Origin of the sequence: Streptomyces sp. NPDC091280 (assembly GCF_044768565.1) — a bacterium.
GTDB lineage: Bacteria > Actinomycetota > Actinomycetes > Streptomycetales > Streptomycetaceae > Streptomyces.
Map to the genome: position 1 here is coordinate 551,481 of NZ_JBIVUZ010000002.1, position 26,574 is coordinate 578,054.

Here is a 26,574-nt window from a genome sequence, read left to right on the forward strand (position 1 = left end):
ACGCTGCCGCAGTTGCCACAACACTGCTACTGAATGCTTGTGACTGCAGGTTGTCGGCAGAGTGTCCACGCGGGATGGGAGCCAACGATCACTGGCGTCCGCGTACGGCACTGATGACAGCCGCAGCCGCAGTGAGGACAGCGGCGCGGTGGTGGGAGTCCGTACCACGCATGGACAGCCAGACCACCAATACGGCTGCGGCGGCCAGGGAAGTGAAAATCCCCAGAGTCGCGATCATCCCGATCATGATGGGGTCCATCGGCTTGAGCCTCCCAGGTTCTGCCCGCGGCCAGCCGGGCGACTGGAGCCAGTCCACCGCGTCTGGGCAGTCGGACACTCGGTCGTCGGACGTCCGAGACAGATTGCGGGTCCGGGCGGACTCGTTCAGGCAGTCTGGATTCTTCGGATCTCCTGCACTGCTCCGACGGAAGCGGACATCATGGACGTCCATCGTGGATCAGTTCGGTACCGAGGGGGCGCCCATGGAGACGTGGCGGGATTTCAGGGCGGCGCTTGTCCGGCTCATGGAGGATGGTGCCGTCGCGGTTGGCCAACTGGTGCGGATCTCTGATCCGGCGCTTCAGCGTGCGAGCGGCCCGGCGTTACGGCCGATCAAGCGCGCCACTGTGTACGACTACCGCAAAGACGTCAACGCTCGTGTCGGCAGTGGTAACTGGGACCCCATCCGAAACCTTCTAGAGGCGATTGGATACGTAGCGGCGAAGAACAACCGTCCGGTGGACATCGATCTCCGCCACTGGGAGAGCTCCTGGCAGCGACTGGAAGACCGGAACGTCTCGAGGCGTCCCGGAGCGCGCTTAGACGAGGAGTTTCTACCCCGTCCGCCGCATGATGCACAAGACAGTTGGATCGGCGGCTGGGACGGAGCGGCTGACGCCGTGCTTGCCCATACCTCCGCACGAGAGTTTTCAGCATGGCCACCTGGGCAAGCCCGCCTTGACTCACTGTCTCAGGCGGTTGCAAGGCTCAGCGCAGCATACGAGCCTGAACTAGCCAAGGACGCCGCTCAGCGACTCGTCGACGGCGCCATAGCAGAGTTCGGCGAAAGTAATGTAAGGACGCTCGCTGCCCGGCACGCACTCGCATTTTGGACTGGACATACGGGTAACGTCCAGCAGGCCTTAGAGTTCACAATCCAGCTGAACGCTGACTGTAAACACCATTTGGGTACGGACCATATCCTGACACGAATGGCCCGGCTGCGCAGAGCTCTATGGCTTAGCCACATGGGCCAGTGGCGGGAGGCAAATCGGGTCTATATCGACGCCGTCCGCGACGAGGACACCCAACCCGACCGTGACCAGCACCTCTGGCTGCTCGCCCGTTGGGGCATGGCACGGACTGGTGGACGCTCAGGTAACTGGCCACACGCTGCCGCCGAACTGAAGGCTTTGCTGCCTGAAGTCATAGAGTTGTACGGGTCTGACCACCCAACAGCACTGGACGCCCGCAACTCTCACGCTGCGGCCGTTGGCCGGGCTGGCGACGCTGTGCGCGCAAGTACCTTGTTGAGCGCACTTGCCGATCACGCAGATTCTGTTCTCCAACCGAGTCATCCAACAGCGCTACGCATCCGCATAGCCCTGGCGTTCTGGACGCGTCGCGCCACCTCTGCGGCTGAATCGCTGCATCTAGCAAGGGCCGTGCGGCAGCAGTGCGAATCCCTGTTGGGCTCAGACCATCCGCTGAGCATCATGGCTGTCGAGAACGAGGCGATCTCTGAACTCGGCCTTGATCAAGACAAGGCGCTCAGCATGTTCCGGCTTGTATGGGAGCGCCGTGAGCGGCGCTTCGGGAACGGGCACCCACTCACGTTACAGACCCAGCTTAATTACGCAGCCGCCAGAGCGACGGTGCAGGGGCCAGGGCCTGTCGTGACAGTGTTCCGCGACCTTGCTCGGGAACTCGGCAATGTCCTTGGCAACGACCACCCAGAGACACTTCGCGCTCAAGTGAACTTGGCCATCAGCACCTTGGGAACCGAAGGCGCCCGGGCTGCTATGCCTCTGGCAGTCCGGACGGTCCACTCGCTCACGATGGTATTGGGGGACGACCACCCCGAGACCGTCGCTGCCGCCAAGTTACTGGAAAACATTAAATTGAGGCTTCAGGATAAACGGCCGCCGAATTCAACAGAGTCATCCAACCATAGCTACAACACCTTCTATGGCGATGAGGCGAGCAGTGATCGCAGATTGAAGCGCCAAGTTGCGCAAATTTCCTGGAGAAATCTATCAGACAGCGCAGCTGAGGAACCCCAGACAGTAGAGGCCATTCCCGGGGACTCTCGGCCACAGGCACTCGACGGCTACGACGTCTTGCGGGCCGTCGTTTCCCTGCCGGTCAGCACATGGAGCTATCGTGGCGACGGCGACGTACGCCATCTTGGTCCCATGGCGCAGGACTGGCACGCAGCGCTGGGCCTTGGCCCTGATGACCAGACCATCCACATGGTGGACGTTAACGGTGTCTCCGTGGTGGCCTTACAAGCGTTGTACCGGATGGTGCAAGGGCTTCAGGCCGAGGTGAGTGAGCTGCGGCATCGGTCCAGCGGCGAGAGGGTAGACAGCGACTGACTCGGCCGCTGATCTCCTGGTCGACCGGGCGGAAACAAGGGCACCCTCGAAGGCCGCAAACAAGCCCGTGAGCGCCGCCGACATGTTGAGTGATTCCCGCCTCTGAGCCTCGCAGGGTAACCGCGCCTCAAGGGTGCTTTGGTTGCACTGAGTAACAAGCGAAGTGAATGGACGACCCGAGTCGGCTGTCGGTACCGACTGGGGTGTGCGGGCTGCGGGTGAGCGTGGCTGTATCTAGAACGGACAACGGACAGGAACGAAGGACCCCATAATCTCCGCGTCAACCGAGCCATGCCCGAGGACCCGGCCTGCAGCTCTGCAGCCGGACCGCTCGCCGCGCATCTCGTACGCCACGGCCTGCTCGCCTCCGGAACCGAACTCACCATCAGCCAGGGCGAATCCGTAGGCAGACCGTCCACCCTGCACGCCACCGCGGACGCCGACGCCGACGAAATTCGCGCGATCACCGTCGGCGGCGGCATGTGTCTCATCGGCTCAGGGCGACTGGACCTCCCTCCCGACCCCGAGGTCAGAACAGTCCCCGTGTGATCGGCAGCTGGTGGCGACCATCGCGTGATCGGCACGGCCCACCGGGGAGGGAACGGCGCTACAGCCCCATCAACTGGCGCAGGGCGGCGGTGACGGCCGTCCCGTCCGCTCGTGCCGGGCCAAGTCCCTCCCTGCTCCAGGTGCTGTGCCCCATCACGAACGCCCGCTGCTCGCCGGGCATACGGTCCAGCACGGTACACAGCGGGCCGCGGCGCGGCAGGTCCGGGAGCTGGCCCCGCACGGAAGTCAGGCGGGAGCCACTGCCCGCAGGATCACACCTAGGGTGGCCCAGTCGACCAGCGCGTCGCGGACCGGACGGGCAGAGAGCAGGTCGGCGACGCGGTGGACCTCCACTGCCCCAGCTACGGCTCTGCCATCGCGAGCCTCACACCGGGCCTTGAGTTCCTCGCACTCCGCGTCTGTCAACTGCAGGCAGAAGGTGCGGCGCCGGGCGGCAAGGAGTCCGGACTCAGGCAGGTTGCCCAGAGATCGGATCCGGGCCCTGCCGGTGACGAGGCCGGCTTCACAGAGCAGCGCCGATACGCCCTCGTCTGGGTACTTCCCTCGGAGGTGGCGAGGACCGCCGAAGTCCACGGTCGGCAGACGCAAGGGGAACAGTGTCGGCGCGGTGATGGGCGGTGGGGCGCCGACACTGAGGGGGTGGCGCAGGAGGACGACTTCGCTGTCGGTCCATACCGGCCGCCGCCGGAAGGCGATGAGGCTGAGCACGTCGTGGCGTCCGACGACCAACTCCTCGGTGACGAGATCATCGGGATCCCTCACCTGTGCGGTGATCGCCCACCAGGAGGCTTCCCCGGGACGGGAGGTATCCGGCGGCGCCCAGTCGATGGTCGCGCCATCGAGAACCCGGCCGGCCTGGCGCAGGGCGTCCCGCCATTGGTGGTAGCCGTAGTTGCGTACGAGGGGAAGCGGTACCTGCCGCTCGCCTCCCTGGCGGCGCCAGCCGCGGCCAAGGCGCTTGAGGACCGCGGCGGCAGCGTCGGCCGGATTCGGCGCGACGGGAACGGTGTGCTCGCCTGCCCACTGGCGGGTCGCCTCGTCGGGTGTGGGGATCTGCAGGATGAGACGGTCGCGCGCCCCTTCGAGATCACATACCGGTCAGGGCGCGTGAGGAGTGCCGGGTCCGGCGACCGGTGCGCGCGTGCTGATGATCTCGTCGGCCCAGGTGTAGGCATCACGTAGCCACGAGCCCAGTTCGCCGACGGGGGACGGGAGGAGCACGGCGAGGCGCCCGTTCACCACCGGCCAGCCGTCCTCCAGCGCCGTGATCACGCTGTGCTGCCAGGACGCATCGGGCTCCGGGCCGTCCAGCAGCACGCAGGCGGCCCACTCCATGGGCATGGGCTGGCCCGCGTGCACCACGGCGCAGCGGCGGTCCCATTGAGGCAGTGGCATCACATCGGCCGGGGCGATATCTGCCGTGCCTCACCGGTCATCGAACGTGATCGTGAACGAGACCGGCGGCTCGCAACACGCCTGCCGTTCCTCGTCAATGCTCCAGGTGACCGCCTTCAGTACACCGCTGCGCCCTGCGTGCACACCGCGCTTCACCAGCACCTCACGGTGCAGGGGCAGCGCGCCGATGGCCGGCAGGAGCAGTCTGTCGAGGAACTGGATGAGGCGCTCGACGCTGCGTTCGAACACGGTCCTGCCCGACGCCCTGTATCCCCCGTCGCGGCCCGTCTCGTCGTGGACCGCGAGTTCCTCCGACGTGAGAGTGTCCTCGTAGCGGATGCCGTAGGGTGCCTGCAGGGCGGCCCACAGGCGCCAGATCCGACCCTCCAACGGGGCGGGTGCCCCAAAAGCGCCACGACCACGGACGACAGCCTCGATCTCCGGCGCGAGCAGGTCAGCCAGCCACGAGCGGCCGGTGAAGGTGCCGTGCTCGTCGACGAGGTCGTCGATCCGCAGCCATGTCAGCTCCTGCCGCCCCTCCGCCACCGTGGTGGCGACATGGTCGAGGGGGCCGGGCAGCAGCACGGACAGTGCCTGGCGCACCTGCTGGGGCTCGCCGAGCCGGTAGCGTACGGACCACAGTGAAACGTCCTGGACGGCGACGCCGTCCTCAACGGCCACGAGCGCGAAGATCAACGCGAGGACATCCCACTCGCTGCCGCTCAGCGCGTGCTGCTCCCGGGCTCGCGCAACCGCCGCTTCCCAGTGCGATACAAGGCTGTTGGACATGCCGAGATCCTATCCAGCAGGCAATCGCCCGTAACCATGGCCGTGTTGAGCCTGCGGCTCACACCGTGCGGTGGCCGCTGTCCGTACTGAAAGCAGTTGGGTGCGCCTTGTTCCGGTGAGAGCTGGGACGGGTTGGCGCTGGAGACGGTGGAAACCGCCCGAGCGGCCCGTGGGAACCGGCAGCGCAGGCACCCGACCAGGTGCACGGACGCACTCCGCCGCCCGAACCGCTCCGAACACCGCGACAGCCCGATCCGCCGGGCCCGACAATGACGGCCAGTTGGCGGACCGGAACGGAACGAGGCTGTGCATGAGGAACAGGGACAAGCGTCTCGCCGCGCTGGAGCTGCTCGATGCCGGCGAGCGGGCAACTCGCCACGGCTGGGTCCTGGACGCCCAGGCAACTGCCGCAGTCCAGAACAGTGTTGAGCGGGTGGCGGGAGAAGGTCTCGCTGAACTGGCCAACCGGGAGACCCGTGCCGAGCTCTCCGCTCTCCATTCGCGACCGGTCCGATGGGCCGCACGGCTGAGCCCGCACGGCCGCGACGCCCTGCTCTACGCGCGTGCCGCGCCGCTCACGGTCCCGGCCCCGAATCAACCGGCCCCCGGCGAACAGCACGTGCACCTCCGCCCGGCGCAGATGGACGCCGTCCGCCGGTTCGTCGCCCTCGCCTCCGACCTGGCCACGCCGCCCGCCGACGGACTCGCCGAACGCGTCCGCGCCGCGGACTTCAGCCGCACGGACAACCGCTGGCAGCTGTGCCTGACGCCGCAGCAGATCGCCTCCGTCGCCTACGGCCTCTATCTGTACCGCCTCACCTGCTCCGAGGCGGAGGCCAACCGGTTCGCCCGCGATTACAACGTCATCTACCGGCAACACCCGGACACAGGTGTGCCGACAGCGCTGAGTCTCCCCTCGCCGCCTGGTCCGGCCCGCGTCCCGGACGTGCGGACGGTGCAGATCAGCTCAAGGCGAGAAAGCCACCGGGAGACCGGCGAAGACACCGGCGAGACAGCCGATCTGCCGGGGAGGCTGGATGACTGACGTCCCGTCCAGCTCGGGAATTGAGTGCGCCGTCAGTCCTCGTGAGCGGGCCGTCTGCCAAGCACAGATTGGACGATCGAACAGGTCAAGGGCCTCAGGCGGGCGAACCCAGGAGACATGCTCCTCGGCAACCGCTTGGGCACCGGGACGCACTGTGTTCTTGGACGATGCGAATCACACCGAATCTCCTGCCACGGCCCCCTCTTGACGCAGGGCGCCGGTGACGCCGTCCTCGCCTGGGGCCGGCCAGGGGTACAGGAGGCAGTTCATCGTCCACCACGCGGAGCGCCGGTACTCCCTCCTGGCGACTACCGCTCGATGGTGGGCATGCCATGGGCCCGTATGGTCGCGGTGATGGCTTCTTGCATGATCCGAGCCTCCGACGCTGCCCATCGCGGCTCCTCGACGCCCAAGCGCCAGGTATGGCCGCACGGGCACAAGACGTCAGCCGGGCCGTTTCAGGTTCCGCGCAGGTGGAGTTCGGCAGTGTTGCCGCACTGCGGACACGCCAGCTTCTCGAAGTGGGCCACGGAGGAGCAGCAGTGGGGGGACTCGCAGTGTCTGTCTGGGGCGCCTCCTTCGAGTTTGATCTCTCCGAAGGGCACGTCCCAGACCTGGTTCACCTCCACGCCTTCCGGCCGGTGTCCGGCGCCGAGCCGCTGGTCGCCGCGGCACGGGCTTAGAAGCTGCGTTCCCAGCAGATCTCCGCCTTCATCGAGGCCGTCCTCATCGACTGGAGCCACACGTACGAGGAGGACCCTTCGCTGCGCATCGTCTTGGACCTGCCCTCCGACCTGGCACTCCGCTTCGGCTTCCTGACCTCGCAGCAGCAGCACGCCGTCATGGCCGAGGCCCGCGCCGCGACCCTGGAGCAGATGGACGAGACCATCGAGGCCTTCCGCGACGACGGCCTCGCCGACCCCGAACTCCAGGAACTGCGCCAACTGCGCGGCAACGCGCGGGCGTTCCGGCGCCGGGACACCCGCCACAGCAAGTTCATCGCCTCGAAGTTCCGTGTGCGGCGGCCGTCATGCCCCTGGCCCGGCCCCTCGGTGGCCCGGTACCTCCTCACCGGCCCGCGGAAGGATCTCGTCCAGGACCTCGCCGCCCAGGCCTACCGCGGCGGCTCCCGGCTGCTCGAAGCGTCGATGGAGGAGGCCTGGCAGCGGGCGTTCGACCGCTATGGCCGACGGGTGTGACACCCACCGATACATCAAGCTCATCTGCCTCCGCTCAACTTGGTGTGTGCCGGACCGAAAAAGACGTCCGGCCGCACATCCCGCGCACCGCACGGTGCGCCGCCCGGAGGGGGAATCCCGTATGATCACCGCACCACTGCCACTGGTCCCGTCGGCCGCGGCCGGCCTGGGCGGCATCACATCGGCTCTGGCCGGCGCCCCGTGGTGGCTGACCGCGGTCCTCTTCGCCCCCCTGGTCCTCGGCCTGATCGCCGTCGCCGTCCTGTAGGCACTCCTGCCGCAGGAGTCCGCCCACCGCCTGGCCTGGTGGCGCGACCGCCGCCGCCACCAGCAGCTGCGCCGGACCCGACCACCGCGCTCGGTCGGATCGTGAGGCGTCCGGCAGCTCCGCGCCCGAGCGGTGAAGCGGAAGCCCGCGCCGGCCGGGCCACCGCCCGCAGGCCGGGACATGCCTCCATGCTCGTGTTGTGGCGCAGACCGCTCGGCATACCGGCCGGTGAAGCGGTCAGATCATCAGCCGCTGGGCGGGGCAGCGACCCGGGCGGGGCCCCGCCGACCGAGACCCTCGCCGTACTACAGCAGGTCCACCTCCGCGTCGACGTACCCGAATGCGGAGGCCATGTGTACCAGTGCCTCCCGCAGCAGCCGCGTGCGTTCGGAGCGGCCCATGGCCGGTGCGGCCGTGACGGTGACCGCCATCTGTGATCGGGGACCGCGGTCGGTGATACCGAACGGCGTCAGGTCGATGAGGGTGTCCAGGACCGGCAGGACGCCGTTGCCGGCGGGCTGTTCGCAGGTGATGCGCAGTTCGGTGGTGGGTGGTGCGGCCCACAGCAGCCCGGCCGGGGCGCCGACCACGTCGGGCAGCAGCTCGGCGGCACTCTCCCACGCGCTCACCAGGACGGCCTGGACATCGTCGAGGTCCAGCCGGGTGTCCGCGCCGGGACCGAGTGCTGCTGCCCAGGCCGCCGGGTCCTCGATCAGGACGTCCGCGCAGGCGACCACGGCGGACTGCATCACGGAGGGCAGGACGAGCATGACCGCGGCCGTCAGGGCCGTGCTGCCGTCCGGTGCGGCGATCGTGCAGGAGTATCCGAGGGAGCGGCCCGAGTTGTAGAAGGGCCCCCGCTGCCAGAAAGCGGCGGGCAGCTGCCCGCCGCGGCGCCGGGACAGTGCCGTCACCGCCCCGGCCACCGCGCTGTGCGGCAGCTGCTGTTCGAGCAGAGTGCGCCGAGGTCTGCTGATCTCCAGACGGTCCGTGCCGGCCCAGGGCAGGTTCACCAGGGCACGCAGACGCAGCGCCGGCGTCTGCCCGCCCGTCCCGATCTCGGCCGACCCGCCCTGGTCGAGGCTGAAACGGGGGAGCGGCTGCCACCGCCACACGCCGCGCCCCGAACACGTCAGGCGGCCCGCCCCCCACGTTCCTCCGTCGAGGTCCACGCTGCGGGTGTCGGCCGTGATCACCCACGGCGCGTCCGTGTCCTGGGGCGGGCGGGGGAGCCCGGTGGCGGCGAGCGGGTCGGGGCCCGCTGCGTACCGGCCGGCGTCGGCGATCGCCTGCCAGACGGGTGCGGCAACGACGACCGCAGGACGCCCGGCCACCACACACAGCACCCAGCCCGGCTCGCCGTCCCGCGCGTGGTGCAGATCCTGCAGCGCGGCCGTCCCCTGCGCCCATGCCTCGCCGGCCGGCTGGCCCAGCCCCGCCTCTGCCAGCTGCTCGTAGGCCGCGCGCATCTCCCGCTCGCGGCCGGGCAGGCCCTGCCCGACCCGCGTCCCGCCGTCCGGCGCGGCTTCGGACACGGCCTGCCGCACGAGTTCGGTCAGGGCCTGGGCGGTGGGCATGCCGGAGGCCCGGACCCCGGCGGCCAGCAACTGCTGGATCTCGGTCCGCTGCAGCCAGTGGGTGCTGTCGCCGTCCCGCATCGGCACGGCGACCGTGTCGGGGCGCGGCGAACCGGGCCTGCCCACCGGCGCCGGCACGACGAGGAGCGTGTCGACGGCCTGAGCGGGAATGTCGATGAACACCACCCGCCGCCCGCCGTCGGCACCGGACCATCCCACGCGCACGCCCCGCGGAGCCGGGGTGATCCGCTCGCGCAGCAGCTTGCGGATCTGGTCCAGGTTCACCCCGGCCGGGTCGACGCCGAGAATATGGTCCAGGACCTCTTCATCATGCTCGGGGCGGGTGGCGATGCCCATGACGATGACCCCGCCGCCGCCGTTGGCGAACGCCGTGACGTCCTTGACGAGTTCCTCGGCCGCCTTGGGGTCGGCCAGCTGGTACGGGACCGCCTTCGCGTCGAGCCACTGTGTCTCGCGCAGCCCGAGCAGCAGGCCCGGCTCATGGGCATTCAGCGCGGCCAGCGCGCTCTTGAGGTCTGTCGGCACCCCGGCAGTATCCACCGGCGTTTCGGCCCTGCACGCTTTCCCGGCCCGCAGACGCCTCATCGGGCCGGGGATGTCCGAGTGGTTCCCGCGACGGCCGCAGATGTCGCAGCAGACAGCCCTGCGCACGAGGCGCTCTGCATCCCCGGCACACCTCAGAGCCTGTGATCTGGGCCTGGGGTGCGGGGGACAGGGCTGGGTTCCACGGACCCCGCATCACAGGACGGTGTTCTGCCCATACCGTTCGTGCGACCTCCTGACGAAGCACGCCCAGCGGCTGCCGTCCCGAGCCACCTGCACGCTCCCACCGAGGCCCTCACCCGCCCCATCGGCCCGCCATCCCCCGCAGGCCGTCCGATGGATCCTCACGGAGGAGGGGCCAGAGGCCTGTTCGGGCGTTCCCACAGCGGTCTATCCCTTCATGGACGGCGTCTCCACCAAGGGAAACCGCACGGCCGTCCGGAAGGTTCCGCTCACAGCGATCCTGGGGCTCCCGGTGCGGGGTGGGATATCCAGGCGAGGACCGTGTCCGTCAGCTGCTGGACCTGATCGGCGGTCCGTGGCATCCGCGCACGATGCCACGGAGTGTGTCCCCACTGCTGTTCCAGAGCCCACGGCGGTCCGCTGCGCTGCGCTTCGGCGATAAAGCACACGCTGTCGTCGAGGAGTGCGTCCAGGACGATGCGCTGTCCGTCGTGGAGGTCGGTGGCCATCCAGATGAAGCCGCCGTCGGGGATGAAGCCTTCCTCGCAGTTGTCGACAAGGCCGTATTCGCCGAGGGTACGATCGCCGTTGTCGTGGTCGATGCCCTCTCTCCAGGCGTCCGGGTCGCCGGTCAGGGCTTCGGCGATGCGCCGGATACAGGGCAGCATCATCGCCCGTGTCGCCTCGACATCGCGGCGGTTTCGGTCCGCATGCGGGTCCCAGCCGCCCATGAAGGGGCGGCCGAAGGGGTGGAAGCCGGCTGCCCGGGCAGCGTGACGGTCGAGCCAGGCCGCCAGTTCGGCATGGAAGTCGGCCATGGTCAGCCGGTCCTGCACGCGGTGCTGGGTGGCGGCCTCCAGGACGTGTTCCAGGGCGGTCATGGCGTTCCCGCCGCCGTGGGAGGACAGGCTGAACTCCTCCGCGCCCACCCGGTGTGTTCCCTCGGGCGGGTACGGGCCGCGACGGGGGTGGGCCAGGACGAAGAGGGTCTTGGCGAGGGAGTAGACATCGGCCCGCTCGCCGCGGTCCTTGCCGTCGGCGCTGCGCATCTCAGGGGCTATGAAGTTGGCGGGGCCGACCTTTTCCCCGACCCGGGTCAGGCCGGCGGGCAGGTGGGCGAAGGCCGCGATCCCGAAGTCCGCCAGGACCGGCGCCCCGTCGTACCAGAACAGGTTGTCGGGCTTGATGTCCCGGTGGTAGATGCCCTGCCCGGCGAGCACCGCGAGGGTGCGGGCCAGGGCGGCGGTGTGCGTGACCACGTCGAGGACGGTCGTGGTGTCGTCGACGGTGTCGGCCAGCGGCCGGGCCCGGGGCATGGCGTACCAGCGGGGCGCGCTGCCGTGAGCGTCGTCGATGTCCCAGATGGGCAGGATGCCCGGGCTTCCGTTCACCTGCCGCATGAAGAGCGCCTCGTCGTAGAAGCGCCGGCGACGGACCTGCCGCCCCTTGTCCACGTAGCCCTCGCCCGGCACGGGCGGGTTGGACATGTGCTTGAGGACGCCCTCGCGTCCGCTGCTCGCCTCGGTGGCTCTGCGCACGAACTTCTTCCGTGGGTCGGAGCCGAGTGGGCCGTCGTCGCGCCACCGCGGAACGTTGTAGTCGCCGCTGATGTGGTTCGGCTGGGGCTTACGCGGGTGCTGCGGAGGGCGGGGAGCGGGTTTTCCTGGCATGCCCGAACGGTAGCGTTCCTGTGTCCCGCTCCGGACCAAACGGCATGGTCTGCCTGAGAGTTGGGACGGGTAAGGGATCCTGCTGCGCTCGGTGGCACTGGTTGCCGGCCGTCCCCGCGAGCTGGTGTCCTGCACGGCTGACTCTCCGCCGGCGCACACGGTCCGGCAGCCGGGTGAGGCGGCTTGTCCGGACGCTGATCGCGCGCCAGGTGACCGTGTACACCGGCCGGCGCTCGGCGCGTTCGACGGTCAGGTCGTGTACCGCAAGCGCGGATCCCTTGCGGTCACAGGACATCGGTGTGGCGTCACAGCGGTGCAGCCGCCGGTGCGGTGGGCGGTCGATGCGCCGTTGCGGGGGCGTCGGTGAACTCGGCGGTGACGGCGGGGGCCAGGAGCGCGGCTGCGGGGCTGATTTCCCAGGTCATGGAGTGTTCCTGGGGCAGCGGGCCGGGCGGGTCACTGGGATGGCGGGGCCGGTTGCGGACGAGGCCGTAGCGGACGGCGGTGCGGTGCAGGATGAGGGTTCCGTTGGCGGTGGACGGCCGCGCTCCCGACGGTCAGCGGCGGCGCAGTTCCTCGGACCAGGCCCGGAACGGCGCACACTGGCTGCTACGTGTGCGCCGTGGGGAGAGCGTTCGGCGAACCGGCCCCCGTGACCGTGGACAGGGTCTGGTCACCTAACCGCCAGCTGGAGCAGGGGGATTGCTGATGGACCAGCCCTGGGACCGACATGCCGACGCCGCACTTCAGGCCTACAACTGGGCGAAGGTCGCGGGGAGTCCGGAGCGTGCGTGGAAGGAACAGGACCAGGCGAGGACGCTGAGTAACGCTTCCCCTGGCGAGCTGAGCGAGTGGCAGCGGTGGCTTCTGGACCATCTCAAGGACCAGCAGCTGGGCTTTGAGCGGGCAATCGCCTTGGCGGAGATGTGGGCCAAGGTCGCTGCGGTGCAGCTGGACGCGGAGCCCGGCCCGGAAGACAGCTGAGGCGGTCCACTTCAGGGCCGGGGGCCCAACGGTACTTGGTCGAGGACGTCCCACACGATCTCGCGGCGGTCATGCCATTCGGCCACCAACCTGAGGGCCGTGACCGGCACCGTGACCGGACTGCCCGGCAGGTCGGACAGCAGCACCGTAAGCGCGCCACGGTTTGCCAGGCGACCCTCCGCACCGGCGTAGGCGTGGGAGAGATGGGGAGGGATAGGAGACCGCCGGGATGCGCGGCCACCGGTCGCCGACCGCCCTGCAGTGCGCCTGCCAGGTCATCTCCCACAGCTCTCGGTGGGGCCGGCCGGGGTAGCCCTTGCTCTCTATGGCCACGGTGCCTATGTCCGGGCGGGACAGCGTCATCTCGTACGGGTCGGTGTCGGCGGCCCGGCGGGTCACCTCCCGGATGATCTGGTCGACTTCCCTGGTGCTCGCGCTGTCCTGCGGTCCGGCGTGCAGCACGGTGCAGTGCATCCACTGCGGCTGGACGGAGTGCAGGCCGGGCTGCTCGGACAGCACGCGGTAGGGCTCGTACAGGCGCTTGCGGGCGAAGTCCTCGCCGGGAACGATCAGCCAGTGCAGGTCTTTGCGGCCCGGCGGCCACGCGTGGGTGCGTCCTTCGACCCCGGCAAAGAAGTCTTCCATGGACCCGCCCCTCGTTGGCAATCCGCGCACACGCGCCGGATGCGGATCTTTCCCAGCGTGGTTCCGAACAACCGTCCGCAGGCTCGGTCACACCGCCTCGTCGGCCGCCGCATCGTGATTTACAACCGGGAGTACGACACCGGACGACGGCTGTGGAAGCTCCATCTCCACCACCAGGCCTGGGGCACGGTCGACCTCACCAAGCACCCCCCCGCTACGAAGCCCGACGGCACGCGGCCGCACGGGCCTGGCTGGACGCGCAGGTGTGGGAGGAGTGCGCGATGGAGCAGTACGCCGCCTTCTTCGGCGGCTGGCACGACTACTTCGGCAGCTACAACTGGCAGAAGCTGGGCGGTGGGCACCGCGCCCTGGGCGACACAGAGGCCGTCTTCCGGCGGCTGGAGGAAATGGCCAAAGGCCGTGAGTTCGAGTTTTCCGAAGGGGGTTTGTAACCGAACTCGCGGGTGGTGCGTCCAGAACGGTACCGGAGCGGGCCCGGGTTCGGCCGAGCCTGCTGAACCGAGGGCACCGGTGTCGGCGCTACCGGAACCACGACCGAGCTAGCGGGATCCCGCCCGGGCGTGGCTGTGCCCGAGGACCGCTGAAATCAGAGGCTGCGAGCGTAATGGGCCGCATAGTCTCGTGATTCGCCCATCACGCGGCGACCCCGATACCCCGATTCGAGGAGGCAGGCATGGCTGCCGGCAGCCCACCGCCGTGGGATGAGCTGCTGACCGGGTGGGATGAGCTGCTGGCCGGACCGTTCAACATCCACTTGGTCACGACCCACAACAGCGTCCTCCTCGCTGCGATGCGGGACACGTTGAATCTGACCGACCGGGAGTTCCACCACATGATGCGCGCCGATCACTTTCGGCTCACCCGGAACCTCGACGAGTTGGGCATCACCTACAGCAGCCTTGCCAAGGCGCTGGTACCGGATCACCGCCGCAGGGAGATCGCTCTCCTCTTCGACTCCGCGGTGGCGTCCCTGGGCTCTAACGGCTTTTACGGCATAGACGTGGCGGAGGCGTGGATAGCCGGTCTGCCGCGACCGCGGAAGGGAGTCCCGGTCAACTCGATTTTGCGCGGCGACATCCTCCACGACTCCGCCGACGAGGTGCAGGCGGCCATGGACAAGAGCGTCGTCTATCAGCAGCCGTTCTCAGTCATCCACCCCTCGCAGGTGTACTGCGTATACGTCACGAACCTGTCCAAAGAGCAGGCTGACACGCTCACCGCCAGCGCTGCTGGGCACCCCGCCTATGTCGGGCACGCCGACTGCACCGACCGCAGCGCCCTTAAGGAGCTCCTGGGTCTGTCCCTGGTGAACTCTGGCCTTCGCGTGGGCGACATGATCCTGGAAGGCGTGGCCGAAGAAGGCGGTACGCCAAACGGTGCGGGGCTGCCGTTTGAGGTACTCGGCTTCACGCCTACGGCAGTGATCGACAGTCTTTTCCTGCCGTTCCTCGGGTACCGGATCAACAGCCACCTCACCGGCCAGAACAGCGAGGACAACTGCTTGGCGCTCGCCACACTCAACCCTGACGCCGCATACCTGGAGTCACCCGACATCTGGATGACCCCAGGCCGGTACGGGTACCTTCAGGACGGCAAGCACCGGGACTCCGTGGAGCAAGCGGGCCTGCTCCACCTGAATCAGCCCGCATTGGAGGTCGCGGTCAGTAAACTGGTGGCGCAGGGGCACCTGTACAACCTGCGCCTCGACGCGTACGGGAACCTGCTCTACACAGCGCTGGTTGACGTGGAGGTAGAGGATGGCCAGTACCGAACCTTCACGATCGGACTCCGGTTCAATCCAGAGGACAAGCGCGTCGAGTTGACGACGTTCTTCTGACTCCATCCCGCTGGGCATGCTCGGCATCAATGCTGTCGGGTGTGGCTACTCGGGCCCTAGTCACGGTGCGGGCCCCGCGTTGCGGAGGCCGTGTTCGACGAGGCCAGGTTGGTCGATGGTGCCGGTGTAGCGCAGGGCCGCGCCGACGGACAGTCCGAACAGGTCGCAGATGCGGCGGGGGTCGCCGCCGGTGGCCTCGGCCTCGTGGAGGAGGCAGTCCTCCCGGAGCCGGCTGGTGGGCATGCCGAGCACGTCGTTGATCCAGACGTGGCTGACCGGCTCCACGCCGCAGCCGGTGGTCTGGGAGACGAACAGGTGCAGGTTGGCGGTGCGAGGCCAGCGGTGGTTCTGGTAGTCCAGGTAGGCCGCCAAGCGGGTACGTACGGGGGCGGCGAGCAGGACAGTCCGGTTGGGCAGGAACAGGCGTCCGTCGCGCAGGTCGGTGGTCTTCAGGCTGCGTAGTTGCCCGGAGGTGAGCGCGTGGAAGATGGCCAGGGCGGCCAGGGCGGCCCGCGCGGGGGAGGGGACGGAGTGCTGGCGCCCACGCCGCGGTCCCGGCGCAGCAGCAGGTCGGCGGCGCGGCGCAGCAGGGCGTTCTCCTGGGCGGTCGCGCCGCCGTGAGCGGCGGCTTCCGCGTGGGTGAGGTGATGGCGCAGTTCGCTGGTGCTGTGCTCGCTCTCAACGGCCGTGCGCAGCGCGTCTTGGAGCGGCGGCGCGACTGCAAGTGCTGTGGCCCTATTACGGCGGGCTGTACATGCGGGGCGGGAAAGCGGCGGTTTCTGCCAGGTCTCAATACGCAGGCGCACGAAGGTGAAAGATGAAGCGCTGCGAAGCCGCTGTACGTGCCGCATCCGCCGGGGGCGGGAGCCCTGGCGGGGAAAGGCCGCGTCACTGTCGCGCGGGAAACGGTGCGGGCGGCAAGACGGCGATGTCTCCGGGGTCCGGCCGGACCCCGGAGACATGCCCATGCTCCGCAGTCCCGTCCAACGAGCGATGGGAGCTGCGGTCACGCCCGGGCGGCCGGCTTCGTCAGCGCCGCGAGCGGGGAGCGCCGGCCCTTGGGCACCGTGCGCAGCTGCTGCCAGTCGATTTCGGGGTGGGCTGCGGGAAGGGCGTCGATGGCGGCGGTGCGGAAGAGGGGGACGAGGACGGCTCCGGCGCGGGAGGTGCCGAAGCGGACTTCGCGCCGTTCGGCGGGCGCGACCCAAGCGAGGTCGCACATGTAGTCGAAGTCGGTCCGGCGTACGCCGAGTCGGGCGGCGGCCTGGTCCGGACCGAGCGGTGCTTCGCCCGCGAGGCGTTGGGCCAGGCCGCTGATGCTGGCGCAGATCTCCATCACCTGGTCGGGGTTGAGCAGTACGGCTTCCGGGTTTGCCGTCAGGTCGGTGAGCAGTCCGTCGGCGATGAGACGGCGTACCGCGAAGGCGCTCACGACCGGCGTTTCGCCGGCGGGCGGGTTCGGGGTGCCGAGGGTTTCGGCGATCCGGTCGGCGGCCGCGGCGGCGGAGATCGGGCCGTGGGGGAGAGCGGCCCGGATCGCGGCCGGGTCCATCGTCTCCACGGCGGCACGCGACCACTGCCAGCAGGAGGCGTCGGGGGCGGGGACGAGGCCGGTGTGCCGCGCCCACCGGAAGGCGGCTACGGGGACGCGCAGGCGCCCGGCTGCCTGGCCTTCGTCGTACTCGGTGCGTCGTGCCATGGGGATCGTCCTCTCTCGTGGTCCGCCCGTCGCGGGCGGATAGGACCATGACGGAACATCTGAAAACCTGTCAAGAGCTTTTAAAACATTACAAGTTGGACCTATTCGGTTAGATCTGCGCCCGTGTGCGTGAGGGGAATTCCCCGAGGCGGGCCTTCGCCGCGCCGCTCGTTCTGCCCTCGGCTCGTTCGGCGTTCGGCGCCCGCCGGCGGGCGCGTGGTGTCCGGCCCGGGGGCGGCGTCGGCGACCAGCGAGCCGCACGGGGTTCCCGGACGGAGAGGTGGTACGGCGGAAGGATCGTTGCTGCTACGTGTCCAGCCACCGTGCGGGTGCCGGCAGAGGCCGTTGCGGCTGTGCGCGATTCCGGTCGTGCATGAGCCTGGCGTGGCCTTGGCGGACTGCAGCGCGCGGCGGCCTGTCGCGCCCTTCCAGGCGCCGCGCTGTCCGTCCGGCACCGGAGTTCGGCAAGGATCACCGGCGATGCCCTGGATCACGCGTACCTCGACGAGCCGGTGCTCATCCGCAGACCAGACAGCCGCCAGCGGACGGACCGGCTGACCGTCGAGGGGCCGGTCCGGGGGCGTCGTGGGCGGCGGAACCCGGTCGACGCCAGAGGGGCCCAGGGTCACCTGGGCCCCTCTGGGGCTACTCGCTGGGCAGCGAGCAGCATCGGCTGGTCCATCGTATGAGGCCAGCGGGCGATGCCGTTGCTTGACACCCGCTCTGCACGCTCCCGAACCGCCGATGGCGGTCACTGCGATCGCGGAGGTCTGGGCGGCGGGCTCACTGTGCAGGAGGCGCCAGCGCGCCGGGCGGGCGTCTCGTGCCCCGGCCGTGTGCGTCAGATCAGGGTCCCTGGCCGCGGTGTTGGGCGGGGCGTGGGGCGCGTCGTGAGCGGCGGGGCCGGCGGGCAGGTGTCTCGGCGCCGCCCGGAATCGACCACCGCCGGCACACGGCGGACGACGGCACCTGCATCGTCTCCATGCTCTCTACGCGGACGGGTCGTGGGCCCGCGCCACGGCGGCGGAAGCGGAACACGAGGCCACCCGACCGTGTACCAGGCCGGACCGCGGCGGCTGCGGGCCAGCTGGACCGTATTTGTATCTGGCTCGCCGTCGACGGCGACCTCTCCGTCAGGGGCGCCGCGGTGACCCTCACCCGCGACGGGGCGGTCACGCTGTCCCGCCGGGGGGATGGTCACTTGCCTGAGCAGTGACCGGTGCGGCGGCTTCCGCGCTGGTGTTTCAGAGGGCGGTGCCTGGTGGCGTGCCGTTCTGCTCTCCCCATCGCAGTTCGACGGCGATGATGTCCCGGACCTGTTGCTCGCGATCCTGGGCAAGCGCATCAAGAGCGTTCCGGGCCGCAGCGTCTTCGCTCCATCCGAAGCACAGCGCGACGCCCGCTCGGGTACGGACGTGCGGGCTGGGGTCGTCGACGCGCCGTAGTACGGCATCGCGTGCCACGGAGTCCCCTGCCCACCCGTCGCTGAGCATGTCCATGGCCTGGGCGCGGAATTGTGCCGCACGCTCGGCTGCGTGCTGGGGATCGGGGGCGGGGACCGGCGCGTCGGGCCCGGTGGCCAGTGCGTTCAGTACCGCCGTGTCGTCGGTTTCCGACAGACGGATCACCAAGTCCCGGGTCACCGGTTCGCCACGCCAGCTCTCGGTGACGTACTGCTGGGCTTGGCCGAAGACCCGTTCTACGGGCGACAGCCGCAGAACAACATTGCGTGCCAGGGGATCGTGCAGCCAGTGGGCAAGGATGCCGGAGAGTGCTTCTGACGTGGGCGCTGATTGCGAGTCGTGGTCGGTGGCGATGCGCAGAAAGGCGTCACGGGTTTCGGGGGTGTGGATCCAGTTCCTCAGCAGGCCCTGCGCTGCTTGGTATCTCACGCCGGGGTCCTCGCGGGAGTCGAGCAGAAGCTCCAGCAACACCGTGCTCGCGCCGCGCATCTGTGGCCACCACTCGGACAGGCCTAGTGCGACGAGCGTTCGCGTCAGCGCAACCGTGTCCTGGGCAAGGCCCAGCACAACAGCGCGAGCCTGATCGTCCCTCCAGCCAGTCCTAAAGAGGCTGTGCGCGGCGGCATTCCGAACGTCCGAGTGTTCGTCCTGAGCCAGCCGGGCGAGCGTGTCACACGGGGCATCCTCCTCCCACCAGCATTCGCCCAGCCCTGTGGCGACGGCGCACCGGACCTCCCACTCGGGGTCGGACGCCAGCCGCAGGAGCACGGCACGCGTGTCTGGATGGTCGGTCCAGTGCTCCACCAGAGTGGCGAGAGCGGTCCTGCGACTGTCCGGGTGGGACAGCCGGGTGGCCGCCACGAGCACGAGGCGCTCGTCGTCGGGTGAGGGCGGCTGTGACGCATCCAGGACCCGGTACAGGGTGCGGGCCTGCTCGTCCCCGCGGGCGTTGACGGTGTGGGCCTTCTCCAGCGCGGACTTGATGTCGTCGAGTGCGTCGAGTGCCGGCTCGGCGAACAACTCCACAGCGGGCAGCGGCGGTGCACCGGCAGGGTGGCCGGTGGCGGTCTGCGCGGCATCGGGGAGCTGGGACAGCCGGTGCAGTTGAGCGTGGGCCTGCTCCCAGCAGTCTTCAAGTGTCTTCAAGCGGGCGAGGGCACGGTCTGCTTCGGCTTGCGCGGCCCGCTTGTAGTCGAGTGCCCGCTCCGTGTCGCTGTGCAGTTCGGCGAGCTGGGCGGCCGGGCCGCCCGCGTGCGCGAGGCGGATCTGGTCGTGGTGGCGGCCGGAGATGATCTCGCGCAACGCGTTGATGATGTTCCACAGCGTCGCCACGAACACCTGGGTGTCCCGCAGCGCGTAGTCCAGCTGGGTCACGGTGTGCTGGGCGCGTGCCAGGTCCAGCTGGAGCCGGAGCCGGGCGACCTCGTCCCCTCGGGAACCGGATTCCGGTGCGCCCGGCTGGTCGAGCACACGCTGGTCGGCCCTCTCCTCGGAGAGCGCCCTGAGCAGCACGCCCGCTTGTTTCCACCGCCGCTCCTGTTCCGCTGGAGGGAGGCCTGCCGCCCTGCTGGTGATGATCAGGAACTGGCGGGTGAACGGCACGGGCGGACGGGGGAAAGCCCCACCCTTGAGGAGACGGTCGATGGTCGACCTGGAGCAGCTCATCGCGCTCACCGGATGCTGCGGGGGCTCGCCGGTGGCCGCCGTGCGGGCGCCCTGCTTACGGGCCTCCTCGGCGAAACAATCGGCCAGGGCCCGGGCACCGAGTCCCGCCTCCTCGGCCTGCCGCGTGAGGAAACGCGCGTACCGCTGCAGCGCCCCGTCGCTGTCCCGCCCCTGAACGGCCATCCATCCACCCCGCCTCGTCCGTGCAGCCCGTCCCAGGACCGCCCACCACGGCCCAAACAGCAGAATCCGCCCGCCCGGCGCCAGTGTCCCGTGGCCTGCCCTCATACTGCCGTACTGCCCCGCCCGGTCCCTCCCTGTCCCAGCCTGTCCCACAGCCCGTTGGGGACACGGCCGACGGCGGTTCATGGTCTGGCTCCACCCGCCAGACGCCACGGCGCCCGGCCGACGAGATCGGAGCTCCACACCATGATCGACTGTCCCTCCTCCCTGCACGCAGCCTCCGCCCACCCGGGACTTGGCCAGGCCGCGGTGTCCGTGCTGGCGTCCGCGGTGCCCGAGTTCCTCGGAGCACTTGGCGCCGCGCTCGTGATCGCCGCGGCCACCGCCGTGCTGCGCCGCCTGCGCCGCCGCACACCCGGTGATGCAGAGATCTCCGAGTAGACCCGGCCCTCACGACGCCAGAGCAACGCCGGGAAAGGGACGGTCCGTTGCTGGGTCTTGACCAAAGGCCGTCGTGCCGCTGTCGGCACTGCGGGCGATGACGGCGGCCCGTGACCGAAGGCTCGGGCCGGGGCCGGCCGGTGTTTTCAGATCGCCGCAGCCGATGCGCTCCAGTTCCTGGAACTGCACGTCGCGCTCCAGCTCGCCGACCACGGTCTTCAGCGCAGCGGCCTGCTCGTCGGTCACCAGGCGCACTGGGGCGGTGAGTTCGACCGTGATGCCGTAGGCGTGGCCGCGGTCGTCAGAGCAGACGCGTCCGGGCGGGGCTCCGCCGGACGCGTGGTGGTACAGGTACGCCGTGATGGTGTGGCTGCTGGTCAGCATGGCCGCCCGGTCCAGATCGGCAGTCTGTTCCAGGAGATGGTGGACGAAGTGCAGCCGGGCCGGGTCCACCCAGGTGCCGTCCGACGTCGGGCCAGGCCGTGACCAGGGCATCGGCGGCGGCGCGGGCGAGCCGGGGCACCGGCCCCCTGGACGGGGCCCTGTGGCCGTCATTCGTCTTCTGTCTGCTGGTCGACAGTCCGTGCCAGGCCGCCGAGGTCGAGTCGGTGGCGGGCGCGGGTGACGGCGACGTAGGCGAGACGAGCGTCCGTGTCGCTCACGTCAGAGTCCTGACCGGCCATGCTGGCGTCGGGGTCGGGGTCGGGGTCCTTGGGCTGGGGAAAGTCGTTGCCGATCCTGACCGTGGGCCATTCGCGGCCTTTGGCCTTGTGGGCGGTGGAGACGGTGACGTCGGCGTGCGCTTCCTCGGTGAGGTGCGACACGGCGGCGAGGATGGCGTCGGGGCCGTGGGTGTCGACGAGGTCGACGAAGGGCTGCAGGTCGTGGCCGGCCGGATCGTAGGCGGCGTAGTCCTGCAGGTCGCCCCAGGTTGCGAACAGCACGAGTTCGGGATGGTGGGTGCGGCGGCCTTCTTTCAAGCCGCGTGCCGCGGAGGCGAGTTGGGCCAGCTGCTGGCCTCCTCGGGTGAGGGCGACGCGGTGTCCTTCGTCGAGAAGGCGCATGACCTCGGTCATCGCACCGATGTTGGTCCGGCACAGCACGGCGTCGGGGTGGCCGACGCTGCTGACCTCCGCGGGAACGGTGGCGGATCCGGTCAGGCGGATGGGCGCGTCGGCGAGCGCGAGCCACCGGTTGGCCTCATCCGCGATCCGTGGCCCGAAGCGGAACGAGCGGGTGAGGGTCAGCTGCTCGGCGTCGAAGCCGGTCATGACGTCGGTGGCGCCCCGCCATCCGTAGATGGCCTGGGCCGAGTCGCCGACCATGACGAGCTGGGCGTGGTCGCGCTGGGCAGTGAACACCTGTTCCAGAACGGGGTTGGTGTCCTGGGCCTCGTCGAGGAAGAGGAAGTCGGCCTCGATCTTCGGGCCGGTCAGCGCCCACATCTTGAGGTAGTGGTCGTGCTCGAAGCGGACGACGCCGTGGTCGGGGCGCTGGAGGTCTTCCCAGGCCTTGGCCGCGAAGGGGAGCACGAGTTCGGCGAACTGGCGGTGGCTGGCCGGTGCGTCGAGGCCGCGCAGGGCCGGGACGTGGTGGCGGGCCAGGGTGGTGTCGGCGGAGTGGCAGAAGCGGGTGACAGTGCGCAGTACGTTGTGGGACAGGGTTCTTGGGCTGATCTCGTGGTCGGCGATCCGCTCGGGGCGCAGGATGCCGAGGGCCTGGCCGGTCTTCCAGGCCGGCTGGCGGGGGCTGTTGAGCCGGTCGGCGTAGCGGTGGCCGAGTGCGGCGAAGGCGGTGGCGTGGGCGGTGCGGCACTGCACGGTGGACGGAAAACGAGTCGCGGCGTCATGCGCGATGTCCTTGTTGAAAGCCAGGTAACGGCCGCGCCGTTTCGTGCCGGCGGCGAGCAGACACAGGGTGCTGGTCTTCCCGGTGCCGGCGCCGGCCTGCAGCGCGAGATGCCGGCCTGCGCGGAAGGCGTCCGCCGCGTGGACCTGTTCGTGGGTGGGGGTGTGCACTGGGGCTCCGTGGGATGAGGAGGGCTGGAACGGGCGCGGCGGGTGTCTGCGTCCGTCTGGGAAGCGACGGGGGGTTAGCGCGGTGGACGGGCCTGGAGAAGTCGGTCTGCCGCACAGGCCAGAACTTCTTCGGGGGTGTGGTGGGTGAGCAGGAGCTGCAGCTGTTGCTCCAGCCGGTGACGCCGCTGGTGTTGCCTGCGGGCGAGGCCGGCCGTGATCCGGTCGGCCAGGACGTCCCCCGCACGCCGACCCCTAGCGGCCGCCTCCCGGCGGATCTGCGTGTCGGCGCTGTGGCTGAGGACTACGTTGACCAGGACGTGGCCATGGCGGCCGGGGTAGTTCGTGGTCAGCACGTCGATCGGCAGGACCGTGTCGAGTCGGTGCCGCAGGCGGTGCAGGGCGCGGGCCGGGCTCTTGCCGCTCTGCACCGTCATGAGCCGGGTGCGCTGCGCGTTCGCGGCGAGCGTCACGCGGTGGCGGGCCTGCTGGAGTTCCCGTGCGGTGGCGGGCCGGGTCAGGACGATCTCGACGGCGTAGTGGCGTGTCACGGCCCAACCCGCCGGGGTGCATGGCCGCCGGGGCGGCGCCGATGGGCAGGCAGGCGGGTGTGGATGTGCTCGTGGTGGCGCAGCGGGTCGAAGGGATCCCAGTCCGCGACGGCGAGGTCACCGGCCGTGGTGGTGGCGGCGTGCTGTGCGCACCGCTGGGCGCGCCAGCGCAGCTGTTCCCGGTAGGGCAGGGCGGACAGGCTGTAGACGGCCATGACATCCGACGGCAGCGCCAGCTGACCGTGGCGTGAGGTCACCGGCACCAGGGTCCACACACCGTGCAGAGCATCAGGTGCGAGGACCCCGGCGGTGCAGCGGGTACGGCGCAGCGTCTGGGCGACGCACTGGATCTCGTCGAGGGGACGGGAGGCCAGGTAGCAGACGAACAGCAGCTGCACGACGGGCCGGGCCGGACGGCAGAGTGCCTCGTCCGGCGGCGGCCCGGCGGCCGGTGCGGCGGGCGGAACGAGGACTCCGGCGTCAAGCAGACGGCGCGTGCGCAGAGCGAGAGAGCGGCGCAGCCCGGACAGCTGCGGCGCGGCTGGCGGTGCCGGACGGGCGGGGCACAGCAGGTCATGGGCCAGTCGGCACCAGCTGCTGCCGTCGCCCGCGGGATGGGCGATGCCGCGGCTGACGTGCCAGCGGCTGGACTCCGGTACCCGGTCCGCCGGCAGTTCGCGCGGGTGCAGCCGCACCGGGTGGTCGTCGCCCCGCAGGTACCACTCGACCGGATTGCCGCATTCGCGGCAGGAGGCGGTCTGGCCGCAGCGCAGCAGGCGGCTGACGCTGTCGGGGGCGATACGCAGCGACCGCCGCTGAGGCGCGTTCGCGCGGCTGCCGTCCCAGCGCCGCGCAGAAGGAGAAGGAGAAGAGCACATGCGGGCGAACCTGCCAGCCGACACGCCGACACGGCGGCGCCCGGCCCGGAGGATCCCCCAGGCAGCGCAGAACAGGGGGACAGCAGTACGAACAACAGCTCGCGCATTCGATACGGCGTTGCCGGATCGGGTGAATCGCCGCCGGTGTCGGACGGCTCGGATCAGCTGCGGGAGCGGTCGTCGCCCCCGGGCAGGTCGTGCTCATGGCAGAGGGTCGCGAAGAGTTCGTCGAACGGGGTGTCCAGGGCGTGTGCGAGGGCGTGCCATGTCTTGAGGGTGCCGATGGTGCGGCCCTGCTCAATCTCGATCACGGTGCGCCTGGCCAGGCCACTGCGGGAGGCGAGCTCGTCGTAGCTCCACCCGCGCGCGGCCCGCAGACGCCCCAGCTCCAGCCGGAGTGCGTCGAGGTCCGGATCAGGCGGCAAGATCGTCACCTGACCATCCGACGGTGCAGACCCCTGCCCTGTCAGTGCAGGCCTCTGCCCTATTTCTCCCGGTGGCTCCCTCGACGGGAGGGCAGGGGTCTGCACTACGGTGTCGGCCGCCTGGCCCCGCCGTGCGGCGCGGACGGCGCGGTGGGGCCGGCGCCGGATGAGGAAGGGAGGGACACACGCACATGAGGCTGCGCACCGTGTGTCCTCAGGCGCCCCGGACCTGGACGGTGGAACTGAGATGCCAGAGTGGCGGGCTCGTCCTGGTCTGCCAGCACTGCCCCCAGGACGGCCGGCGGGTCACCGCGGAGTCCGCGCGCTCCGCAGCCCTGGCCCACCTCGCCCGGCATGCACGCGGTGATCTGAGGGCGCCTCATCTGAGGATCTGTCAGTGCCATGAACGTGGCTGCCGCTGGCACCGCCGCCACCGCGGATGCACCGGCCCCATCCGCCTGCTCTTGGCCTGCGAACGCGGGGGCCGCATCTGGCGCCTCGCCGATGCCTGCGGCGCCTGTGCCGCCGCAACCGCCCAGGCCTCGATCGTGCCCGACACCGTCCTGGCCGCCCCGCTCCGCCCGCCTTCCGCCAGAACGCGTCACACCCGGCTGCCCAGGGGGCCGGGAGAGCGCGTCCGGGTGCGGGAGATCCTCAGCTACCTGGCCGCGGCCCTGCCTGCGGATACTTCCGCCGGAGCGAGGCTCCTCGCTCTGCAGTGCGCGCTGCGCATGAACGCGTACATGCGTGTCGATCTCCCCGCGGGCCTGCTGTGCGGTCTTCGCGTCGACGCGGTGGAGGCCTGCCGCGAGTTGGAGCGGGCGCGGTGGCTGGGCGTGGCGAACGGTACTGGAACGACCGGGGTCACCGCGGAGCTCCGCGATGTCACGCTGCTCTCCCAGGCGTCGGCCCGTCCCGACCGGCGGCGCGCGGCCGACTGGGCACTGCGTACCGGGAGCCCCGCACGGATCGGTGCGGCCGAGCCTCTCCGGCTGGCGGGCATCTATCTCGCGGCGCACAGCGATCCGTCCTTGGGGGAAGGACGGAGCGAATGCGACCGGATCATCCGCGACTGCGGCCTGCACGGTGAAGGGTTCCACGGTGCGCTGACCCGCCTGACAGCGAACGGCGTCCTGGACGGGTGGCGGATCTGCCCGGCCTCGGGGGACGTGCACTGGACGCTTGCGCCCAGGCCGTGACCGGCGCCCCCACGGCCCCTCAGCCGTCGGTCGCGATGGTCCCTGCCAGTTCGGGAAAGGCCTCCTCCCATACCTCGCGGATATGACGGCTGATCAGCTTGCGCAGGACGGGCCACTGCTCGACCAGCAGCCGGTGATCGAGAAACGCGATCAGGTCGTCCCGCTGCCCCTCGGCGAGCACGGTCCGGTACAGGCCCATCCGCGACCTGGGCCCCTCCAGGGCGAAACTCGTACGCCCCGACCAGGCCACATGAAGGGGAAGGGCGACCGTACCGACGGTGGGGCCTGCCAGCTCTTCGAGCCGCTCGGGCATACGACGGCGGTAACGCGCCCGGAGGATCTCGCCGACGGCCGCCGGATCTGGCTCCCCACCCGTGTCCATGCCGTCAGTATCCGCCAGACCGTGCAGGCCCGAAGCAGGCCACCGACAGGGCAGGCCAAGGCGGTGCTCGTCCATGCCGTGCTGCTGGGATGAGCGGCCAGGCAGTCACAGATCCGCCTGCGGAACCGGGGCCTACGTCTCCGCCGCACAAAGCGAACCACCCTTCCCCCTTCGAAGTTGCAGGAGCACGGCCGATAAGTCTGGGACCGGTCCCGTTCCGTCGGAACAGTACTGGAGTTCAACCCGATTTCACCTTGCCTCACGCGCAATCTGACATGGTGGGACCGGTCCCGAGGGCTTGACATGAGGTCGCCTCTGTTGTGTGAATG

General features: G+C 69.8%; 27 protein-coding genes. 10 read left to right on the forward strand and 17 right to left on the reverse strand.

Annotated features, from left to right (window positions below):
* Positions 1-452: 452 nt before the first annotated feature.
* Together ACIQPR_RS09020 and ACIQPR_RS09025 are read left to right on the forward strand one after the other, a co-directional pair.
* The gene (locus ACIQPR_RS09020) at positions 453-2,597 is read left to right on the forward strand and encodes a hypothetical protein (RefSeq protein WP_403644186.1); all 2,145 of its coding nucleotides are present in this window, start codon (positions 453-455) and stop codon (positions 2,595-2,597) included.
* A gap of 291 nt (positions 2,598-2,888) precedes the next feature.
* On the forward strand, positions 2,889-3,146 hold the full coding sequence (locus ACIQPR_RS09025) for a PhzF family phenazine biosynthesis protein (RefSeq protein ID WP_403644188.1): 258 nt from the start codon (positions 2,889-2,891) through the stop codon (positions 3,144-3,146).
* 58 nt (positions 3,147-3,204) lie between these two features.
* On the opposite strand, the gene ACIQPR_RS09030 is transcribed toward ACIQPR_RS09025, so the two are convergent.
* The 4 genes from ACIQPR_RS09030 to ACIQPR_RS09045 form a co-directional block, all read right to left on the reverse strand.
* Positions 3,205-3,339: a hypothetical protein gene (locus tag ACIQPR_RS09030; protein ID WP_403644190.1), complete on the reverse strand. Its 135-nt coding sequence runs from the start codon at positions 3,337-3,339 to the stop codon at positions 3,205-3,207.
* 53 nt (positions 3,340-3,392) lie between these two features.
* The gene (locus ACIQPR_RS09035) at positions 3,393-3,929 is read right to left on the reverse strand and encodes a hypothetical protein (RefSeq protein ID WP_403644193.1); all 537 of its coding nucleotides are present in this window, start codon (positions 3,927-3,929) and stop codon (positions 3,393-3,395) included.
* A 336-nt stretch (positions 3,930-4,265) separates the two neighbouring features.
* The gene (locus ACIQPR_RS09040; RefSeq protein ID WP_403644196.1) at positions 4,266-4,562 is read right to left on the reverse strand and encodes a hypothetical protein; all 297 of its coding nucleotides are present in this window, start codon (positions 4,560-4,562) and stop codon (positions 4,266-4,268) included.
* A 30-nt stretch (positions 4,563-4,592) separates the two neighbouring features.
* The gene (locus tag ACIQPR_RS09045; RefSeq protein WP_403644198.1) at positions 4,593-5,351 is read right to left on the reverse strand and encodes a hypothetical protein; all 759 of its coding nucleotides are present in this window, start codon (positions 5,349-5,351) and stop codon (positions 4,593-4,595) included.
* 310 nt (positions 5,352-5,661) lie between these two features.
* On the opposite strand from ACIQPR_RS09045, the gene ACIQPR_RS09050 reads away from it, so the two are divergent.
* The 3 genes from ACIQPR_RS09050 (at position 5,662) to ACIQPR_RS09060 (ending at position 7,863) form a co-directional block, all read left to right on the forward strand.
* On the forward strand, positions 5,662-6,396 hold the full coding sequence (locus ACIQPR_RS09050; RefSeq protein ID WP_403644201.1) for a DUF6417 family protein: 735 nt from the start codon (positions 5,662-5,664) through the stop codon (positions 6,394-6,396).
* A 776-nt stretch (positions 6,397-7,172) separates the two neighbouring features.
* Positions 7,173-7,595 carry a hypothetical protein gene (locus tag ACIQPR_RS09055; RefSeq protein ID WP_403644202.1) on the forward strand — a complete coding sequence of 141 codons (423 nt, stop codon included), beginning with the start codon at positions 7,173-7,175 and terminating at the stop codon, positions 7,593-7,595.
* Between the two features lie 121 nt (positions 7,596-7,716).
* Positions 7,717-7,863 (forward strand): hypothetical protein, encoded by a 147-nt coding sequence (locus ACIQPR_RS09060; protein ID WP_403644205.1) that lies wholly within the window; start codon positions 7,717-7,719, stop codon positions 7,861-7,863.
* A gap of 305 nt (positions 7,864-8,168) precedes the next feature.
* Here ACIQPR_RS09060 and ACIQPR_RS09065 read toward each other — a convergent pair whose 3' ends face one another.
* Positions 8,169-9,986, reverse strand: a complete 1,818-nt coding sequence (locus ACIQPR_RS09065) for an RNA-binding domain-containing protein (RefSeq protein WP_403644208.1) — start codon at positions 9,984-9,986, stop codon at positions 8,169-8,171.
* A gap of 470 nt (positions 9,987-10,456) precedes the next feature.
* Positions 10,457-11,857: a serine/threonine protein kinase gene (locus ACIQPR_RS09070; RefSeq protein WP_403644210.1), complete on the reverse strand. Its 1,401-nt coding sequence runs from the start codon at positions 11,855-11,857 to the stop codon at positions 10,457-10,459.
* A 708-nt stretch (positions 11,858-12,565) separates the two neighbouring features.
* On the opposite strand from ACIQPR_RS09070, the gene ACIQPR_RS09075 reads away from it, so the two are divergent.
* On the forward strand, positions 12,566-12,841 hold the full coding sequence (locus ACIQPR_RS09075; RefSeq protein ID WP_403644213.1) for a hypothetical protein: 276 nt from the start codon (positions 12,566-12,568) through the stop codon (positions 12,839-12,841).
* A gap of 69 nt (positions 12,842-12,910) precedes the next feature.
* On the opposite strand, the gene ACIQPR_RS09080 is transcribed toward ACIQPR_RS09075, so the two are convergent.
* Entirely contained in the window at positions 12,911-13,486 is a 576-nt protein-coding gene (locus ACIQPR_RS09080; protein ID WP_403644215.1) for a hypothetical protein, read from the reverse strand.
* Positions 13,487-13,767: 281 nt separating this feature from the next.
* Here ACIQPR_RS09080 and ACIQPR_RS09085 point away from each other — a divergent pair, with 281 nt between their 5' ends.
* Both ACIQPR_RS09085 and ACIQPR_RS09090 read left to right on the forward strand, forming a co-directional pair.
* Positions 13,768-13,938, forward strand: a complete 171-nt coding sequence (locus tag ACIQPR_RS09085; protein ID WP_403644218.1) for a hypothetical protein — start codon at positions 13,768-13,770, stop codon at positions 13,936-13,938.
* A 242-nt stretch (positions 13,939-14,180) separates the two neighbouring features.
* Positions 14,181-15,344, forward strand: coding sequence for a hypothetical protein (locus tag ACIQPR_RS09090; RefSeq protein ID WP_403644221.1), 1,164 nt, complete (start codon positions 14,181-14,183; stop codon positions 15,342-15,344).
* Positions 15,345-15,404: 60 nt separating this feature from the next.
* Here ACIQPR_RS09090 and ACIQPR_RS09095 read toward each other — a convergent pair whose 3' ends face one another.
* The 4 genes from ACIQPR_RS09095 to ACIQPR_RS09110 form a co-directional block, all read right to left on the reverse strand.
* Complete coding sequence (locus tag ACIQPR_RS09095) at positions 15,405-15,716, reverse strand: hypothetical protein (protein WP_403644224.1); 312 nt, start codon at positions 15,714-15,716, stop codon at positions 15,405-15,407.
* A gap of 77 nt (positions 15,717-15,793) precedes the next feature.
* Positions 15,794-16,150, reverse strand: a complete 357-nt coding sequence (locus ACIQPR_RS09100) for a hypothetical protein (RefSeq protein ID WP_403644226.1) — start codon at positions 16,148-16,150, stop codon at positions 15,794-15,796.
* 200 nt (positions 16,151-16,350) lie between these two features.
* The gene (locus ACIQPR_RS09105) at positions 16,351-17,043 is read right to left on the reverse strand and encodes a hypothetical protein (RefSeq protein WP_403644229.1); all 693 of its coding nucleotides are present in this window, start codon (positions 17,041-17,043) and stop codon (positions 16,351-16,353) included.
* A gap of 1,244 nt (positions 17,044-18,287) precedes the next feature.
* A complete protein-coding gene (locus tag ACIQPR_RS09110) occupies positions 18,288-20,108 on the reverse strand; it encodes a HEAT repeat domain-containing protein (RefSeq protein WP_403644231.1) in 1,821 nt (606 codons plus the stop codon).
* Positions 20,109-20,600: 492 nt separating this feature from the next.
* Here ACIQPR_RS09110 and ACIQPR_RS09115 point away from each other — a divergent pair, with 492 nt between their 5' ends.
* Entirely contained in the window at positions 20,601-20,795 is a 195-nt protein-coding gene (locus tag ACIQPR_RS09115) for a hypothetical protein (RefSeq protein ID WP_403644233.1), read from the forward strand.
* A gap of 9 nt (positions 20,796-20,804) precedes the next feature.
* Here the strand turns inward: ACIQPR_RS09115 and ACIQPR_RS09120 are convergent, their stop codons facing one another.
* The 5 genes from ACIQPR_RS09120 to ACIQPR_RS09140 form a co-directional block, all read right to left on the reverse strand.
* Entirely contained in the window at positions 20,805-21,248 is a 444-nt protein-coding gene (locus ACIQPR_RS09120) for a hypothetical protein (RefSeq protein WP_403644236.1), read from the reverse strand.
* 98 nt (positions 21,249-21,346) lie between these two features.
* Positions 21,347-22,813 carry a UvrD-helicase domain-containing protein gene (locus ACIQPR_RS09125; protein WP_403644239.1) on the reverse strand — a complete coding sequence of 489 codons (1,467 nt, stop codon included), beginning with the start codon at positions 22,811-22,813 and terminating at the stop codon, positions 21,347-21,349.
* Positions 22,814-22,887: 74 nt separating this feature from the next.
* Positions 22,888-23,361: a hypothetical protein gene (locus ACIQPR_RS09130; protein WP_403644241.1), complete on the reverse strand. Its 474-nt coding sequence runs from the start codon at positions 23,359-23,361 to the stop codon at positions 22,888-22,890.
* Complete coding sequence (locus tag ACIQPR_RS09135; RefSeq protein WP_403644243.1) at positions 23,358-24,239, reverse strand: DUF6083 domain-containing protein; 882 nt, start codon at positions 24,237-24,239, stop codon at positions 23,358-23,360. Before ACIQPR_RS09135 ends, ACIQPR_RS09130 begins: the two co-directional genes overlap by 4 nt.
* A 161-nt stretch (positions 24,240-24,400) precedes the next feature.
* Positions 24,401-24,673, reverse strand: a complete 273-nt coding sequence (locus ACIQPR_RS09140) for a helix-turn-helix transcriptional regulator (RefSeq protein ID WP_403644246.1) — start codon at positions 24,671-24,673, stop codon at positions 24,401-24,403.
* A 539-nt stretch (positions 24,674-25,212) separates the two neighbouring features.
* On the opposite strand from ACIQPR_RS09140, the gene ACIQPR_RS09145 reads away from it, so the two are divergent.
* The gene (locus tag ACIQPR_RS09145; protein WP_403644249.1) at positions 25,213-25,863 is read left to right on the forward strand and encodes a hypothetical protein; all 651 of its coding nucleotides are present in this window, start codon (positions 25,213-25,215) and stop codon (positions 25,861-25,863) included.
* Positions 25,864-25,882: 19 nt separating this feature from the next.
* Here the strand turns inward: ACIQPR_RS09145 and ACIQPR_RS09150 are convergent, their stop codons facing one another.
* On the reverse strand, positions 25,883-26,245 hold the full coding sequence (locus ACIQPR_RS09150; protein ID WP_403644252.1) for a hypothetical protein: 363 nt from the start codon (positions 26,243-26,245) through the stop codon (positions 25,883-25,885).
* Positions 26,246-26,574 lie beyond the last annotated feature (329 nt).